Here is a 16027-nt window from a genome sequence, read left to right on the forward strand (position 1 = left end):
CATGCCCAAGGGAGTCCCCGAGAGCGTCCCGGCCGACGGCCTGACCACCCGTCAGCGCCGCACCCAGCCGATCACCGCCGTCCACACCGGCCCCGGCAAGGGCAAGTCCACCGCCGCCTTCGGGATGGCGCTGCGGGCCTGGAACCAGGGCTGGCCGATCGGCGTGTTCCAGTTCGTCAAGTCCGCCAAGTGGAAGGTCGGCGAGGAGAACGCGCTGCGCGTGCTCGGCGCCTCCGGCGAGGGCGGCACGGTCGACTGGCACAAGATGGGCTCCGGCTGGTCCTGGATCCAGCGCTCCACCGAGATGGAGATGGACAGCGAGGAGGCCGCCAAGGAGGGCTGGGAGCAGGTCAAGCGCGACCTGGCCGCCGAGACCTACCGCTTCTACGTGCTGGACGAGTTCACCTACCCGATGCACTGGGGCTGGGTCGACGTGGACGAGGTGGTGTCCGTGCTGAAGGACCGCCCGGGCAGCCAGCACGTCGTCATCACCGGCCGGTACGCCACCGAGGCACTGACCGCGGCCGCCGACCTCGTCACCGAGATGACCAAGGTGAAGCACCCCATGGACGCCGGCCGCAAGGGCCAACGCGGCATCGAGTGGTGAGTCCGCGCAACGTCCGATGAGTCCGCGAAAGCAGTAGGGCCTTGAACAGCATCCCCCGTCTCGTCATCGCCGCGCCGTCCTCCGGTTCCGGCAAGACCACCGTCGCCACCGGCCTGATCGCCGCGCTCGCCGCGCGCGGCCTGGCGGTCTCGCCGCACAAGGTCGGCCCGGACTACATCGACCCGGGCTACCACGCCCTGGCCGCCGGCCGGCCGGGCCGCAACCTGGACGCCTTCATGTGCGGGCCGGAGCGGATCGCCCCGCTCTTCCTGCACGGCGCCGCCAGGGCGGACGTCGCGGTGGTCGAGGGCGTGATGGGGCTGTTCGACGGCGCCTCCGGGCGCGGCGAGCTGGCGTCCACCGCGCACGTGGCCAAGCTGCTGCGGGCGCCCGTGGTGCTCGTGGTGGACGCCTCCTCGCAGTCCCGCTCGGTGGCCGCGCTGGTGCACGGCTTCGCCTCCTGGGACCCGGAGGTCCGGCTCGCCGGGGTGATCCTCAACCGGGTCGCCTCCGACCGGCACGAGCAGTTGCTGCGCGAGGCGCTGGAGGAGGGCTCGGGCGTGCCGGTGCTGGGCGCCGTGCGCCGCTCGGCGGCGGTCGCCACGCCGTCCCGCCACCTCGGCCTGATCCCGGCCGTGGAGCGCTCGGCCGAGGCCCTGCGGGCCGTCGCGGACATGGGCGAGCTGGTCGCCGCCTCGGTGGACCTGGACGCCGTCCTGGCGCTGGCCCGAACCGCTCCCCCGTTGGACGCCACGGCGTGGGATCCGGCCGTCGAGGTCGAGCGGGTGGCCGGTGCGCCCCGGATCGCGGTGGCCGGCGGCGCCGCGTTCTCCTTCTCGTACGCCGAGAACGCCGAACTGCTCACGGCGGCCGGCGCCGAGGTGGTGCCGTTCGACCCGCTGCACGCCGACGCGCTGCCGGCGGACACGGCCGGCCTGGTGATCGGCGGCGGCTTCCCCGAGTTGTACGTCCGGGAGCTGAGCGCGAACGCGACGCTGCGCGCTGCGATCGCCGCGTTCGCCGGATCGGGCGCCCCGATCGCCGCCGAGTGCGCCGGGCTGCTCTACCTCGGGCGGGAGTTGGACGGCCTGCCGATGTGCGGCGTGCTGGACACCGCGGCCCGGATGACCGAGCGGCTGACCCTCGGGTACCGGGAGGCGGTCGCGCTGACCGACTCGCCGCTGGCGCCGACCGGCACCCGGGTGCGCGGGCACGAGTTCCACCGCACGGTCTGCGAGCCCGCGGCGGGGGAACGGCCCGCCTGGGGCTGGCGGTTGCCGACCGGACCGCGCACCGAGGGTTTCACCGGCGGCACGCTCGGCAACGTTCACGCTTCGTATCTGCACCTGCACTGGGGAGGATCACCGCAGCTCGCCGCCTCGTTCGCGGCGGCCGCGGCCGCGCACCGCGCGGGCTGAGCCAACCGACGGGCCTCCGGGTCTGGTGCTCACGGTATCCGGGGCGTCAGAATAGGGACAGATAGCCGCAAATCCCCTCTTTCGCAACCGGTACCGGCCAGACCCGACCGCCTTCAGGCGCCCCGACGCCCCTGGGCGAACCGACCGATTGCCGGCGACCGCCCACTCGACGGGGTCGCCAACCTCCCCGCGGAGTGAGCTGGCTCAAAGGAGCCGTCACGATGCGTCATATCTTAACCCCGCTGCGCCATCATCCTGTCGACGACGACCATCCGTGCCCGGTGCCCATGTCACCGGACGCGCTCGCCAGTGTCCACGCCCGCTACGAGGAACTGATCGAAACCGGACGGCTGCCGAAGAGCATCACCTTCGCGCAGTACTACTACGTCTGGCGCGCCCGGCGCCGTGGCGAGAACGTCATCGGCCTCGACGACGGAGCCGTCCGCCCCGGCCCCCGCTCCGGCGCCCAGCTGATCACCCATCCGTTCAAGAAGCTCAGGAAAGTGGTCCGCACCCTGGTGCTCCTGGTCGACTTCCCCGACCACCCGCACGACCCCGACCACACCACCGACCACTTCGAGCAGCTCCTGTTCAGTTCGGGCACCTTCGCCACCGGCTCGATGCGCGACTACTACCGCCGGATCAGCGGCTTCGACCCCGCCGACCCGAACTCGCTCGGCATCGACATCCAGGGCGAGGTGCACGGCTGGTTCCGCCTGCCGCACCCGCTCTCCTTCTACGCCGACAACCAGTCCGGCCAGGGCCTGCCGCCCCACAACGAGCAGGGCATGGCCGCCGACACCCTGGACATCGCGCGCAAGGAGGGCATCGACTTCACCAAGGGCTTCGACGCCCTCGGCGAGGGCCTGGTCACCGCGCTGTTCATCGTCCACGCGGGCTCCGGGGCCGAGGCGCTCCCGGAATCCCAGCAGGCCGCCAACCTGTGGAGCGCCAAGTGGAACCCGCCCGGCCAGGCCGGCATCGAGGTGGCGCCGAACCTGCGGGTGCAGACCTTCCTGACCGTCCCCGAGGACTGCAAGGTCGGCGTCTGCGCCCACGAGTGGGGCCATCTGGCCGCCCGCTGGGCCGACTTCTACGACACCGGGGACATCGAGTCGACCGCCTCCAACGGCCTCGGTAACTACTGCCTGATGGCGGCCGGCTCCTGGGGCAACTCGGGTGACACCCCGACCTACCCGAACGGCATGCTGCGGATGTTCCACGGCTGGACCACGCCCCAGGAGGTCGTCAGCACCACCAAGGACATCTCCCTGCGCCCCGTCGCCGAGGGCGGCGACATGCTGTTCATCCGCAGCCCGCGGATGACGCAGACCCAGTACCTCATCGTCGAGTACCGTCGCCAGAGCGGCCAGGACGAGTTCCTGCCCTCCCAGGGCGTAGCCGTCTACGTCGTGGACGAGGCCATCGACAACGTCAACGACGAACGCCACCTCGCCATCGAGCTCCTGCAGGCCGACGGCCGGCGCGACCTGGCGAAGATCTTCGGCACCGGCAACCGCGGCGACGAGGACGACCTCTACCCGATCGCCGGCAGCAGCATCATCGGCGAGCACACCAAGCCGGCGCTGAACGAACCCGACGGCACCTGGAGCGGCGTCACCATCGACGTCGGAGGGACGCCTGGGGCCGACCGGATGGAGGTGAGCGTCACCATCGCGTGAACCTCCCGGGCCCGCCCTCCGGGCGTGGACACCCTGCCCGCCGCGTCGCCCGGCCGCGCCGGTGGTCGCGGTGCGGCCGGACCCGGCGCCCCGGGGCATGCGGGTGAAGAGTGCGCCGCGACGTTCGGCGGCCCGCCGCAGGACGGTATGTCTGCCTGTACTGACCATCCGTCATGACGGCCGGCACCCGGCCGGGAGTAGGTGGGTTCATGAGATCGACCCCTCGACACTGGCGTACCTGGGCCACCGCCGTCACCACGGCGGTGGCCACCGTCGTCTCGGCCGGCGTGGCGGGCGCGACCCCCCGGGGCGGCGACGGCCTCAGCCCCGACATCACCGCGATCATGGCCAAGCCCGCCTACCAGTACGCCCAGTGGGGCCTGCTGGAGATCGACGACGAGACCGGCGAGGTCATCCACTCGCAGTTCCCCGACCAGTTCTTCATCCCCGGTTCGACCGCCAAGCTGGTCAGCGTGTCGGCCACCTGGCACGCACTCGGCGGCGACCACCGCTTCACCACCCCCGTGCAGGCCGTCGGCGACCGCGACGGCAGCGCCCTGGACGGCTCGCTGGTCGTGGTCGCCCAGGGCGACCTCACCATGGGCGGGCGCACGAAGCCGGACGGATCCGTCGCCTACACCCCGATCGACCACACCTACGCCAACGACGTCCCGGGGGCGACGCTCACCCCCGAGAACCCGCTCGCCGGCCTCGACGAGATCGCCGGCCAGGTCCGAGACTCGGGCATCACCGAAGTCCGGGGGGACGTCGCCGTCGACTCCCGGCTCTTCACGTCCTTCCCCGAACTGGACCCGAGCCCGACCCCGCTCATCATCAACGACAACGTCATCGACCTGCTGTCCACCGCCACCACCCCCGGGCAGCCGGCGCAGCTCAGCTGGCGGCCGCAGGTCGCGCCCTACCAGGTGGAGTCGACCGTGCAGACGGTCGCGGCGGGCGGCCCGACCGACATCGCGGTCTCGGCCTCGCCGGACGGCACCCGGATCAGCCTCTCGGGCACGATCGCGGCCGACGCCCAGCCGACGCTGCGGATCTCCGCCGTCCAGGACCCGGCGGCGTTCGGGCGCACGGCCCTGATCGAGGCCCTCGCCCGGGCGGGCGTCACCGTCACCGCCCCGCCGACCGGGCCGAACCCGGACCACCTGGTGCCCGCCTCCTACGACGGCACGCAGCGCGTCGCCGCGTACGTCTCCCCGGTGTACGCCCAGTACGCGAAGCTGATCCTGAAGGTCAGCCACAACCTCGGGGCGAACCTCGGGATCTGTCTGATGGCCGTCACGGCCGGCAGCCACCAGTGCGCCGACGGGTTCCCGGTGCTCACCGACTTCCTGCGCCAGGCCGGCATCGACCCCTCGCAGGTGCAGCTGCTCGACGGCCGCGGCGGGAACCCGGTCGACCGGGTCACCCCCCGGGTGGAGAACCAGATCCTGCACTACTGGCAGGGCACCTCGGAGGCGACCCGGTTCCGCGACGCGCAGCCGATCCTCGGTGTCGACGGCCTGCTGGCCTTCGTCTGCGAGGGGTGTCCCACCTGCCCGGGCAAGGGGAAGGTGTGGGCCAAGACGGGCACCGTCGCCGGGTTCGACGCCGTCAACCAGCGGGTGGCCGTGGGCGCGGACACCATCGGCGGCTACCTCGACGCGGGCCACGGGCGGCTGCACACCTTCTACCTGGCCGTGAACGGCGCGTCCGCCCCGGACATCGAAGGCGTCATCCAGATCGGCAACGACCTGGCCCGGATCGCCGGGCTGCTCCAGGAGCAGGCGGAGGCCCGGAACCACTCCTGACCGTCCCCCCCCGGTACGCCGCCCCGGAGCCGGGGCGGCGTACGACGGGAGCCCCGACCGCCTGCTCCGTGCCGGCGGGTCGGGGCTCCGTCGCGTCCGGCCCTTGCGCCGGCGGGCCAGGCGCCGTGCCGGCCGGTCAGACGCTGCGGAGGTCGGTCAGGCGCTGCGGAGGTCGGCGAGCGCTTCGGCCACCGCGCGGCGGCCGACGGTCGCCAGCACCGGGTTCGTCACCCGGTAGTGGTGCTCGGCGGTCAGCCCGAAGCACAGTGCCCAGCCGCGCCCCCGGGCCCAGGTCGCATCGTCCACCCGGACCTCCTCGCGGAACACCTCGCGCGCCCCGGCGGAGAACAGCGTCCAGGCGGCCATCACGTCGCACGCGGGGTCGCCGACGCCCGACACGCCGAAGTCGATCACCGCGCTGAGCCGGCCCTCCCGCGCCAGCAGGTTGCCCGGCAGCAGGTCCCCGTGCAGCCAGACCGGCGCACCCTCCCACCGCGGCAGCCGGAGCACGCCCTCCCAGGCGGCCGTCGCGGCGGCCTCGTCCACCGCACCGTCCGCGCCCAGGCCCCGGATCGCGGCCCGGACCTCGTCGTCGCGGGTGCCGACCCACCCTCCCCGGTAGGAGGGCGGTGCGTCGGTGGCATCGATCCGCTGCAGGGCCGTGACGAAGCCGCCCAGCGCGGCGGCCGCCCCGTGCTGCTCGGCCAGGGGCTCGTCGAAGAGGTTGTCGCCGTCCAGCCAGTGGTACACCGCCCACGGGAACGGGAAGCCCTCGCCGGGCACCCCCTGCCCCACCGGCGCCGGCACGGTCAGCGGCAGGCGCGGCGCGAGGTACGGCAGCCAGCGGCTCTCCTTCGCGATGTCCCCGGCGGCGCCGGGAATGCGCGGCAGCCGCACGGTCAGGTCGGCGCCCAGCCGGTACATGGCGTTGTCCGTCCCGGCGGAACGGACCTTCACCAGGGGGAGCCCCGCCCACTGCGGGAACTGCGCGGCCACCAGCCGGGCGACGAGCACCTCCTCGATGTCGACCTCATCGGCATGCATCTTCGTGCCGGACACGGATCTCCTCTGCAGGGAACGGGGTGCGTGGAACGGGCATGCGTGGAACGGGCTCGGCCGTGCGCGCAGGCCGCGCCGCACGCCGGGGAGGGAGCCTATGCGCCCGTGTCGGACCGGCGCCAAGGCTTTTCGGGCGGCCGAACCGGTACCGGACGGGTCGTCAGCTTCATTCCCTCCGAAGAACGGAGCGCCGCTACACCGCCCGCAGCGCGCCCGGGCGGCGGCCGGTGAGGCGGTCGAGCGCGGCGGACGTCGCCTCGTCGGCGGGGAGGTGGACGAGCAGGCGCTGGTCGTCGTCCGCGGGCAGGTCCAGCGTCTCGTAGGCCAGCCGCAGCTCCCCGACCTCCGGGTGGACCAGCCGGACCACCCCGCTCGCCCTCGGCAGCCCCGGCAGCCGGTCCAGCCGCCCGGCGAACTCCACCCCGGAGGCGACGGTCAACTCATCCATCGCCGCCCCGACATGGAGGTCCGCCCGACCTGGGCCCTGCTTCAGCGCGGCCACCTGCTCGTCGGCGACACCGTCCCAGTCCGGGTAGGCCGTCCGTGCCCTCGGGTCGGTGAACACGAACCGCGCCAGACTCGGCCAGGCACCGTCCAGCAGCCCGATCGGCCCGGCCACCCGGCGGTAGCCGTCCGTACAGGCGAGGACTTCGCTCAGCCGGTTGAGCAGCACGGCGGGCGCGGGTTCGAGCCGGTCGAGCAGCGCCTGCACGGTCGGTCGCACGGTCCGGTTCGGCTGCGCGCCACCCGTACAACTGAAGCCCCCGCCCGCCCCCTTGGCGAGCCGGTGCAGATGGACCCGCTCCGCCGTGGTCAGCCGCAGGGCGCCGGCCAGCGCGGCGAGCACCTCGGCGGACGGCCGGCGGTCCCGGCCCTGTTCGAGCCGGGTCACGTACTCGACGCTGACCCCGGCGAGGGTCGCCAGCTCCGCCCGGCGCAGCCCCGGCGTACGGCGGCGCGCACTCACCGGCAGCCCCGCCTCCCCGGGCGTGACGGCCTCCCGGCGCAGGCGCAGGAACAGGCCCAGCTCGTTGTCGCTCACCCGCCGAACCTAACAGCCCCCGCCCGACCGGATCGTGGCCCTGCCACTACCAGCCTCGGCCCGGCCTCCCTCCCGCGCTCGCGGCCCGGCAGCGTTGGGGGCACGGCCCCACCGGGGTCGCCCACCCCACCGCTTCGGTCCAGGCCAGGAGTACCGCAATGTCCAGTGAGCAGCTCAATCTCGTCGTCGTCCTCGGAAGCGTCCGGGAGGGCCGGTTCGGCCCGGTGGTCGCGAACTGGTTCGTCGAACAGGCCCGGCGGCACGGCCTCTTCACGGTGGACCTGGTCGACCTCGCGGACCTCGACCTCCCGCTCGCCCTGCCGCCGGTGTCGCCCGCGCTGCAGCCCGACCTGCCCCGCCCCGCCGGCATGGCCGAGCTGACCCGGCGCCTCGGCGCGGCCGACGCGGTCGTCGTGGTGACGCCCGACTACAACCGCAGCTTCCCGGCCTCGCTGAAGGCCGCCATCGACTGGCACTACACCGAGTGGCGGGCCAAGCCGATCGGCTTCGTCGGATACAGCGGGGGAAGCGGCGGGCTCCTCGCCATCGAGCAACTGCGGCAGGTGTTCAACGAGTTGCAGGCCCACACCGTCCGCGACTACGTCTCGTTCCCGCGCTACTACGAGCTATTCGCCGCCGACGGCACCCTGCACGCGCCGCAGGCCCCCGAGGGCGCCGCCAAGACGATGCTCGACCAGCTTCTCTGGTGGGCGTCCGTCCTCCACGACGCCCGCCGCGACCGGCCCTACGTCGCGAGCTAGTACCGGCGCCCCGACGGTGATCCTCGCGGCTCCGGGGAGGGAGAGGGCCCCGACGGATCGGCGTCGGGGCCCTTCCGGGTACGGACCCGCATGTGCCACCCCCGCAGGCCCGCCTACAGGTACGTCTGCAGCGCCGAGTACACCCGGCGCCAGGCGTCCGCGCCGGCTTCGGGGTCGTAGTCGGCGGGGCGGTCGGAGCAGGCGAAGCCGTGGTTGGCGGCCGGGTAGGTGACGAGGTCGTGCGAGACCTTGGCCGCGGTGAGGCGCTCGCCGGCCTGCTCCCACTCCCCGGCGGGGATGATGTGGTCCAGTTCGCCCCGGAAGCCCAGCAGGAACACGCCGTTGGCGGCGATCCGCTCACTCGTCTCCAGCGGCGGGACCGGGCCGACCAGCGGGAAGCCGCTGTTGAGGAGCCAGCCGGGGTAGAAGACGGCGGCGAGTTCGAAGCGCAGTTCGGTGGCCGCGCGCACCGCGATGTGCCCGCCCATGCTGAGCCCCAGGAAGGCGACACCCCGGCCGCCGGCCTCGGCGCGGGCGGTCGCGAGGGCGGCCGCCGCGTCCGCGACCAGCTCGTCGCGGTCGAGCGCGCGCATCAGCACCAGGCCGGCCTCGCGCTCCTCCGCCGTGTAACCGAGCTCGGTGCGCCGGGCGTTGCGCCAGTAGTAGTCGGGTGCGACGGCGACGTACCCGGCCGCCGCCAGCTCGGCGCAGGTGTCGCGGACGTAGCCGTTCACGCCGTACAGCTCGGAGCAGACGACGACCGCGCCGCGGGTCTCGCCCTCCTGCGGGCGGTGGACGTGGGCCTCGATGCCGCCCGACTCGCCGAGCGTCTCCCACTGACCTGACATCAGTTCCCCCGTGTTGCTTGCGAAAAGGTGCGGAGGAATCCTAGCCCGCACCGCGAGCCGCACCTCCACCTGCGACATGTCCTTCGGCGTACTCGATGTGCAGGAGACCCGGTACGCCCTTCGACGTCCGGCTCGGACTCGTGCTCTCGTGGCGCAGCGTGACGCAGTAGTGGGCGCTCCGCGGGTGGCGCCGCAGGGCGGCGGGCCCCTCGGTGCTCAGCGAGCGGACCCAGGAGCCGGTCCAGCGGAAGGCGGTGGCGCTGCCGGTGAGGAAGAGGGTGCGGGCGGCACCGGCGAAGCGCAGTTCGTCCCGCCAGCCGGCGAACCCGCGCCGGACGTGGTCGATGTCGTCCTCGGCCGGGAAGTCGCTGTCGGGGATGTCCGCGGTGTGCGGCCGGCCCGCGCCCAGTCGTCGGCGGACCGCCTTCCAGCGGGAGGGCGGGAAGGCCAGGCTGTGGTGGAGGAGCACGAGGTCCAGCCGGTCGGGCTCGGTGGGGCCGACGGGGCCGGCGTCGGCGCGCAGCGGCAGGTGGATCAACGAGCGCGGGGAGCGGGCGGCCAGGGCCCAGGCGGCCGCCAGGTAGACGGCTCCCGGGCGGTCGACGACCATCTGCAGCGACCACTGGCCGTCGTGGAGCACCACGCCGGGGGCCTGCGGGGCGGCGGTGACCACCCGGTACTCCGCCCCGCCGAGCCGGACCTGCTGGACCGTGGTTCGCAACTTCACCGCGCCGCCCGCATGTGTACGTGTGCCCGCTCTCGCCTCATCCGATGTTCCGCCAGTCGTACCGCACCTCGCACCGGGCTGTCGCGCGAGTTTCGACGCGGCTCCGACCGGCGGAGATCGAACTCCAGGCCTCTGATCGATCACCGGATCGAATGCCAACTCCACTACCATGCAAGGGACTTGAACGAACCAAACAGGCCAGGAGAACGCATGGGCGCCGATCCGTCGACACCGCAGACGGACGCCGGGGCGGCGAACACGGCGGCGACGCCACCCTCACCACCGCCGCCCTCATCAGGGTCGCCCTCATCAGGGTCGAACGCCGTGCCCCGGCAGTCGGGCCCCGAGCCCGCCGCCGGCGGAGCGGCGCCCGCCGATCCCCCGCCGCCGGCAGCCCCGCCGGCGCAGACACCGGGCCGGGCGGGCAGGATCGTCGCCCTCGCCGTGACCGTCGTCACCGTGGTGGGCGGCGTGATCGGCTGGTTCGCCTTCTACGACAGCCACCGCACGACGGAGTCCGGCCTGCGCAAGGACGCCGCCGAGTGGAAGGACCGGCAGGAGGACGAGGAGAAGGAGAAGGGGCTCCCGCTCCTCGTCTCCCCCGGCGGCGCCTGGTACGGGGCGCCCTGGTACGCGAACGGCAGTGCGGACCGGTCCGCCGACGGAACGGCGTTCCCCGTGAACGGCGGCGAGATCTTCGAATGGTTCGAGACCCGCACCGCCGCCGTCGGGATGACGGGCACGGCCGTGACCGTGGAGAGCCGGCACAGGACCACGGTGCTCGTCCAGGGCGCGGAACTGCGCGAGCTCAGCTGTCAGGCCCCGCTGGCCGGCACCGCCTTCCGCGCCCCGGGGATCGGGGACGGCGGTGACGAGGCGCCCCCGACCGAGATCGGGTTCGACCTGGACGCGCAGAAACCGATCGCCCGCAACGTGGAGTCCGCACAGGCCGGCGACGGGTCGCCGCCGCAGCGCCTCGGGGGCCCGTTCACCCGCAATGTCGCCCTCGACAAGGGCGACGCGCGCCAGTTCGTCGTGACCTTCGAGAGCCGGACCAGGTCCTGTACGTTCCGCGCCGACCTGCTGGTCTCCTCGCAGGGCAGGATCGTCCGGATCCCGCTCCCCGCAACGTGGAAGGCCGGGGCCGCGGACGGGTACGTCTTCAAGGTGACCGCGCCCGCCGAGCGGTACCAGCAGGCCTACGTGACGGACAGCGCCTGGACGTTCCGGTCCGTCGCCGCCCAGGACGTCGCGAACGACGGCCTGTCGCTGACGCTGGAGGGGGAATCCTCCGCCGCGCCCGCCCGGTGAGCTGCGGGCCGCCCCCGGCTGCGGCGGGCGGGCGCGAGCGGCGGGTACGTCTCGACCGGCGGGCGCCTCTCGACCGGTGACGTCAGCCGGTGGCGCGGACGTAGATGTCCGCGGCGCCGGGGAGGCCGCCGGAGGTGGCGGCGACGTAGATGCGCCGGCCCGAGGTGGAGCGGGTGGGCTCCGGGGTCGGAGTCGGCGTGACCGCGGGGGTCGGGGTGGGCGCGGGGGGTTCGTCCTCGGCCCGGGCGCCGCCCTGGAGACCGCCCCGGGCCGCTTCCTCGGTCGGTCCCGCGGATTCTGCGGGACCGGCGGATTCGGCGGGCCCGGCCTGGTCGGCGTGGTCGGCCGGGCCGTCCTGGTCGGCGGCGTCAGCAGCGTCGGCAGGGCTGCTCGGCGTCGGCGAACACGAACGCGAAGGGGACGGAGCCACCTCGACGGCCGGCTCGGTGGGCGACCCGGCGTCCGCGGTCGGCGGGGCCGACGGGGCCGACGGGGTCGGCGAGGTCGGCGTGGCGCCCACCGGGGTGGGCGCCGGTGTCGGAACGCTCTGCGGATCGAGGAGCTCCGGAGCCTCGGCCGGCTCGTCACCGCCCAGGGCGGCCGCCAGGTCGGCCGGCAGCGGCGCACTGGGCCCGGGGGCGGGCAGGTCGTACGTGCGCAGGAAGTCGCCCAGCCCGACGTCCTGGCCGCCGCCGAGCCGGTAGTGCAGATAGGCGACCGGCACGCCGTCCGCCGTACGCGTGTACACCGCGCCCACCGGCACGTAGTAGTGCCCGGCGCCCGGGTGCTGGGACGGGTGGAGGCCGGCCAGCAGCTCGGCGCGGTCGCGGTCGGTCTCGATCGCACCCCGCCCCAGGGTGAGCGCGTTGACGCCCCGGACCAGCAGTGCCGCCGAGACCGCCACGAAGAGCACCAGTCCCATGGCGATCGTCCGCCGCAGCACCGGGCGCCCGTGCAGGGCCGGCCAGGAGTCGCTCGACATCCGCTCGGTCGACGGTCCGCCGCCCCCGTGCTCCCGGCCCGGCCGCCCCGCTTCGCTCACCGCTGCTGCTCCCCCGTCCCCGTCGGCGTGGCCGCACGCCGGTCGCACCGGTCGGCCCGGCCGCGCCGCTCGCGCTCCTCGCACTCTCGCCCTGGACCCTACGCCCGAAGTTCCGAGTGGGACCAACCAGCCCGATCAGCCCAGATAGGCCGGTGCCACCGCGGCTTCGAGCACCCGCTCGGCCAGACCGCCGCCGTCCGCCGGGACGGTCCACAGATCGGCCCCGAAGTCGCCGGGGAGCGCGTAGAGCAGGGTGGCGTCGTCGACCCAGACCGCCTGGTCGTCGACGCTGCGCTGCTCGGAGGTGGCCGTCTCGGTCATGGTGGCGAGGTCGAGCACGTAGATCCGCCAGGGCGCGTCCTCGGACAGGCCCGGGACACGCTTCTTGTACGCGATGCGGGTGCCGTCCGGGGAGAGCGAGGGGCACTCGACGTTCTGGTGGAGCGTGGTGAGGGTGCGGGCGGCGAGGTCGCCCCGGACGAGGTAGGTCTGGCCGCCGGTGGCCAGGGTGGCGTAGAAGGCGTTGTCGTCGGCGAAGGTCACGCCCCAGATGTTGACGTCGGGCGCCTGGTACGGCTTGCCGTCCTTGATCACGGCGAAGGCCTCCAGGTTGTCCCGGAGGTTCCAGTCGCGGACGTCGACGATCGCGGTGCGGGTGGAGAAGTTGGTCCCCGCGTAGGAGTCACCGCTGACGAAGACCGTCCAGGCCACGAGGTGGCCCGAGGGCGAGACCCGGGAGCGGGTCGGGATGCCGGCGGCGGGGAAGGACCGCAGTTCGCGCAGCCGGTCGTCGAGCACGACGGCGTGGTAGGTGTCCTGCAGCGGGCCGCGCTCGGCCTGCAGGCAGATGCCGGTGCCGGCCGCCGCGTAGAAGCGCAGGCACTGCACGCCCGAGGCGGTGCGCGGGCCGTCCGGCTGGTCGGCCGGCACGGTGACGAGCTCGTCCCGGTGCGGGCCCCAGGCCATGTTGCGGAACACCAGCCGGCGCCCGCCGGCCGGCGGCTGGAGCGACACCGGGCCGGGGGTGACCACCGGGCCACCGGGCTGCGCCTGGTCCTTGCGGGCCGACTGGCCGGACGCGTACAGCACGGCGCCGGTACCGACCGAGCCGAGCAGCAGGACGGCGACCAGCAGGATCAGCACCCTGGTCCGGCCTTGGAGCGGTTGGGTCACGAGGGCACCTCGGAGTCGGAGTCACGGTCGGGGTCGGGGTCGCGGTCGGAGCCTGGGGAGGCGGGGCCCACAGTGGTCCCGGGGGCCTCGCGGAGCACGAAGGCGGCCGCCAGCACACAGCCGGCCAGCGCCGCCGCGGACCAACCGAGCGCGGCCGTGCCGCCCACCGCGCTCCACAGCGCGCCGAAGGCGAGCGAGCAGCCGAAGCGGGCGAGCGCCTGCCCGGTGCCGACCAGGGCCAGCCCGGCCCCGCGCTGCTCCGCCGGTACCGCGTCGGCCGCCGCGGCCGCCAGCACGCCGTCCGTCGAGGCGTAGAACGCGCCGTGCAGCGCCAGCACGCAGACCGCCGCCGGCAGCCCGCCCAGCGGCGAGAGCAGCAGCCCGTACGCCAGCAGCAGGGCGCCGTGGCCGGCCAGGAAGAGCCGACGGCGACCGATCCGGTCGGCGAGCGCGCCCAGCGGGACGGCGAGCAGCAGGAACGCCGCGGCGGTGCCGAGCGGCAGCAGCGGGAAGAGGTCGGTGGCGAGGCCGAGCCGGCGCTGCACCAGCAGGAAGAGGAACGAGTCGCTGACGGTGGTCAGGCCGAGCAGCACCGCGCAGAGCGCCAACCGGCGCAGTCCGGGCAGGCGCAGCAGGGCGAGGCCGTCGCGCAGTCGGGGGGCGGTGGCCGGCGCGGCGTCGCCCTGCTGCCGGTTCGGGACGAAGAGCAGCAGCACCAGTACGCCCAGCACCGCGACGCAGGCGCTGACGGTGAACACCGCGTCGTAGCCGTGCCGTTCGCCGCCGTCGGCGAGCAGCGGGCCACCGGCCAGGCGGAGCACGAGGAAGGCGGCGAGCGGCCCGATCAGCGCGCCGGCCGTGTCCATCGCCCGGTGGACGCCGAACGCCCGCCCCCGGTGCTCGGGTTCGGTGGCGAGCGAGATCATCGCGTCCCTCGGCGCGGTGCGCAGCCCCTTGCCCGTACGGTCGACGGCGAGGACCGCGCCGATCAGCGGCACGGTGTGGACGAGCAGCAGCAGCGGCTTGCAGAGCGCCGACAGGCCGTACCCGACCACCGCGACGGCCTTGTGCCGGGACGTGCCGTCCGCGCCCCGCCGGTCGGCGAGGTGCCCGCCGGCCAGTCGGACCAGCGCGCTGAACCCGTTCTGGATGCCGTCCAGCAGCCCGAAGCCGAGCGGGGACAGCCCGAGCCCGGTGAGCAGGTAGAGCGGCAGCACCGCGCTGACCATCTCGGAGGAGATGTCGGTGACCAGGCTGACGGTGCCCAGGGCCAGCACGGTGCCGGGCACCGCGGCCGCCCTCCCCGCCTTGCCACCCCCGGGCCGGAGGGGCCCCCGCCCCGGCCGGGGGGCCGGGGCGGGGGCCTTGGAGCTGCGGGATTCCGCGACGTACACGGGCGTCAGTTCCAGATGCCGGTGATGGTGGCGGCGGAGGCGGCGTTGCCCGCGTGGGTGGTCAGACCGGCGAGGTCCTCCAGCGTGCGCAGCACGTTGTAGTGGTTGTAGGTGGTGGCGGTGGTGGAGCCCGGCGTGACGTGCTCGCCGTAGAAGACGGTCGGGATCCGGTTGCCGGAGAGGCGGTTGTCCTCGTCGAAGGTGACGACCAGGATGCTGTTGTGGGTCTTGGCCCAGGTCGCGTAGGCGCCGAGCTTGTTCTTGACCCAGGTGTCACCGGTCGAGACCGAGCAGTCGTGCATGTCGTTGCAGAGGTCCGGCACGACGAAGGACACCTTGGGCAGCGTCGTGTAGTCGGTCGGGAACTGCGTGAAGGTGTACGCGGTGTTGGTCGGCACGTTGTTGAAGCCGAACCACGGGTTGTGCTTCTGGGCGTACTTGCCGCTGCTGCAGGTCGTCGAACCCTGGCTCGGCAGGCCCTCGTTGTAGCTGCCCCAGGTCTTGCCGGCGGCGATCAGCTCGGAGCCCAGGTTGGCGGCGGAGAGCGAGCCGACCGGGACGCAGCTGTCGTCGGTGCGACCCTGCGCGCTGCCGGAGAACAGCTGGTAGTAGTTGGGCTCGCTGGGGTGGGTGAGCCCGTACGACTGGGTCAGCGTGGCGCCGCCCGCCTTGAGGGTGTTGTTGATGTACGGCGCGCTGGAGCTGCCGACGACCTGCGAGTAGGCGTGGTTCTCCAGGACGACGACGACCACGTGGTCGGGCGTCGGGAGGGTGGCGGCCTGCGCGGTGCCGGTGGCCGCCCAGAGGCCGAGCGAGCCGGCGAGCAGGCCGAGCCCGGCGCCGAGCGCGGTCAGGGTGCGGCGGGGGCTGCTCGGGCGGAGTCGTGCGAAGGGCATGGTGTCCTCCGTGCGTCGGGTACCGGGGTTCGGCAGGAACCTCCGGGTGGGGCTGTGCGGGTCGAGCTGTGCAGGTCGAGCTGTGCAGGGGGTGCGGCTGTGCGGGGGTGGAGCTGCGCCGGGGCGGGCGGTGCCGGGACGGCGCCGCCGGGTTCGGAGCGCCGCAAACAGTAGGAGCGCGGCGGTGGCGTGTACGGCACAAGGAAGGTGAAGAACAGGCGAACAGCCTCCGGCGGCCGGCGATGGAGGTCACAGGAGC

The 16027-nt window shown here is 73.9% G+C and carries 14 protein-coding genes; 6 read left to right on the plus strand and 8 right to left on the minus strand.

Going from position 1 to position 16027, the window contains the following annotated elements; translation table 11 throughout:
• Position 1 precedes the first annotated feature (1 nt).
• The 4 genes from cobO (at position 2) to dacB (ending at position 5515) form a co-directional block, all read left to right on the plus strand.
• Positions 2-607: a cob(I)yrinic acid a,c-diamide adenosyltransferase gene (cobO, locus tag ACFVYI_RS28540; RefSeq protein WP_387890777.1), complete on the plus strand. Its 606-nt coding sequence runs from the start codon at positions 2-4 to the stop codon at positions 605-607.
• Positions 608-648: 41 nt separating this feature from the next.
• Positions 649-2025, plus strand: a complete 1377-nt coding sequence (locus ACFVYI_RS28545) for a cobyrinate a,c-diamide synthase (protein ID WP_387890779.1) — start codon at positions 649-651, stop codon at positions 2023-2025.
• A gap of 221 nt (positions 2026-2246) precedes the next feature.
• Positions 2247-3707 (plus strand): M6 family metalloprotease domain-containing protein, encoded by a 1461-nt coding sequence (locus ACFVYI_RS28550; RefSeq protein WP_387890782.1) that lies wholly within the window; start codon positions 2247-2249, stop codon positions 3705-3707.
• 209 nt (positions 3708-3916) lie between these two features.
• The gene (dacB, locus tag ACFVYI_RS28555) at positions 3917-5515 is read left to right on the plus strand and encodes a D-alanyl-D-alanine carboxypeptidase/D-alanyl-D-alanine-endopeptidase (RefSeq protein ID WP_387890785.1); all 1599 of its coding nucleotides are present in this window, start codon (positions 3917-3919) and stop codon (positions 5513-5515) included.
• Between the two features lie 156 nt (positions 5516-5671).
• Here the strand turns inward: dacB and ACFVYI_RS28560 are convergent, their stop codons facing one another.
• Positions 5672-6574, minus strand: coding sequence for an aminoglycoside phosphotransferase family protein (locus tag ACFVYI_RS28560; protein ID WP_387890787.1), 903 nt, complete (start codon positions 6572-6574; stop codon positions 5672-5674).
• Positions 6575-6767: 193 nt separating this feature from the next.
• Positions 6768-7616 carry a helix-turn-helix domain-containing protein gene (locus ACFVYI_RS28565; RefSeq protein ID WP_387890790.1) on the minus strand — a complete coding sequence of 283 codons (849 nt, stop codon included), beginning with the start codon at positions 7614-7616 and terminating at the stop codon, positions 6768-6770.
• Between the two features lie 158 nt (positions 7617-7774).
• On the opposite strand from ACFVYI_RS28565, the gene ACFVYI_RS28570 reads away from it, so the two are divergent.
• Entirely contained in the window at positions 7775-8377 is a 603-nt protein-coding gene (locus tag ACFVYI_RS28570) for an NADPH-dependent FMN reductase (protein WP_387890791.1), read from the plus strand.
• A 113-nt stretch (positions 8378-8490) separates the two neighbouring features.
• Here the strand turns inward: ACFVYI_RS28570 and ACFVYI_RS28575 are convergent, their stop codons facing one another.
• Positions 8491-9225, minus strand: a complete 735-nt coding sequence (locus ACFVYI_RS28575) for a dienelactone hydrolase family protein (RefSeq protein ID WP_387890794.1) — start codon at positions 9223-9225, stop codon at positions 8491-8493.
• 40 nt (positions 9226-9265) lie between these two features.
• The gene (locus tag ACFVYI_RS28580; protein WP_387890797.1) at positions 9266-9952 is read right to left on the minus strand and encodes a hypothetical protein; all 687 of its coding nucleotides are present in this window, start codon (positions 9950-9952) and stop codon (positions 9266-9268) included.
• A 324-nt stretch (positions 9953-10276) separates the two neighbouring features.
• Between ACFVYI_RS28580 and ACFVYI_RS28585 the strand changes: the two genes are divergently transcribed.
• Positions 10277-11263 carry a hypothetical protein gene (locus ACFVYI_RS28585; RefSeq protein WP_387890799.1) on the plus strand — a complete coding sequence of 329 codons (987 nt, stop codon included), beginning with the start codon at positions 10277-10279 and terminating at the stop codon, positions 11261-11263.
• Between the two features lie 82 nt (positions 11264-11345).
• Here ACFVYI_RS28585 and ACFVYI_RS28590 read toward each other — a convergent pair whose 3' ends face one another.
• The 4 genes from ACFVYI_RS28590 to ACFVYI_RS28605 all read right to left on the minus strand — a co-directional run bounded on the left by ACFVYI_RS28590 (position 11346) and on the right by ACFVYI_RS28605 (position 15768).
• Positions 11346-12305 (minus strand): hypothetical protein, encoded by a 960-nt coding sequence (locus ACFVYI_RS28590; protein ID WP_387890800.1) that lies wholly within the window; start codon positions 12303-12305, stop codon positions 11346-11348.
• 135 nt (positions 12306-12440) lie between these two features.
• Complete coding sequence (locus ACFVYI_RS28595) at positions 12441-13478, minus strand: TolB family protein (RefSeq protein ID WP_387890802.1); 1038 nt, start codon at positions 13476-13478, stop codon at positions 12441-12443.
• Complete coding sequence (locus ACFVYI_RS28600) at positions 13475-14872, minus strand: MFS transporter (protein ID WP_387890804.1); 1398 nt, start codon at positions 14870-14872, stop codon at positions 13475-13477. Before ACFVYI_RS28600 ends, ACFVYI_RS28595 begins: the two co-directional genes overlap by 4 nt.
• 5 nt (positions 14873-14877) lie before the next feature.
• Positions 14878-15768, minus strand: a complete 891-nt coding sequence (locus ACFVYI_RS28605; protein WP_387890807.1) for an alkaline phosphatase family protein — start codon at positions 15766-15768, stop codon at positions 14878-14880.
• Positions 15769-16027: the final 259 nt, after the last annotated feature.

The organism is Kitasatospora sp. NPDC058218 (assembly GCF_042882445.1).
Taxonomy (GTDB): Bacteria; Actinomycetota; Actinomycetes; order Streptomycetales; family Streptomycetaceae; genus Kitasatospora.

What these genes read in the sequence shown, in the direction of transcription:
- cobO (WP_387890777.1), top strand. Translation starts at nt 2, where the DNA reads ATGCCCAAGGGAGTCCCCGAGAGCGTCCCGGCCGACGGCCTGACCACC.
- ACFVYI_RS28550 (WP_387890782.1), top strand. Translation starts at nt 2,247, where the DNA reads ATGCGTCATATCTTAACCCCGCTGCGCCATCATCCTGTCGACGACGAC.
- dacB (WP_387890785.1), top strand. Translation starts at nt 3,917, where the DNA reads ATGAGATCGACCCCTCGACACTGGCGTACCTGGGCCACCGCCGTCACC.
- ACFVYI_RS28570 (WP_387890791.1), top strand. Translation starts at nt 7,775, where the DNA reads ATGTCCAGTGAGCAGCTCAATCTCGTCGTCGTCCTCGGAAGCGTCCGG.
- ACFVYI_RS28575 (WP_387890794.1), bottom strand. Translation starts at nt 9,225, where the DNA reads ATGTCAGGTCAGTGGGAGACGCTCGGCGAGTCGGGCGGCATCGAGGCC.
- ACFVYI_RS28605 (WP_387890807.1), bottom strand. Translation starts at nt 15,768, where the DNA reads ATGCCCTTCGCACGACTCCGCCCGAGCAGCCCCCGCCGCACCCTGACC.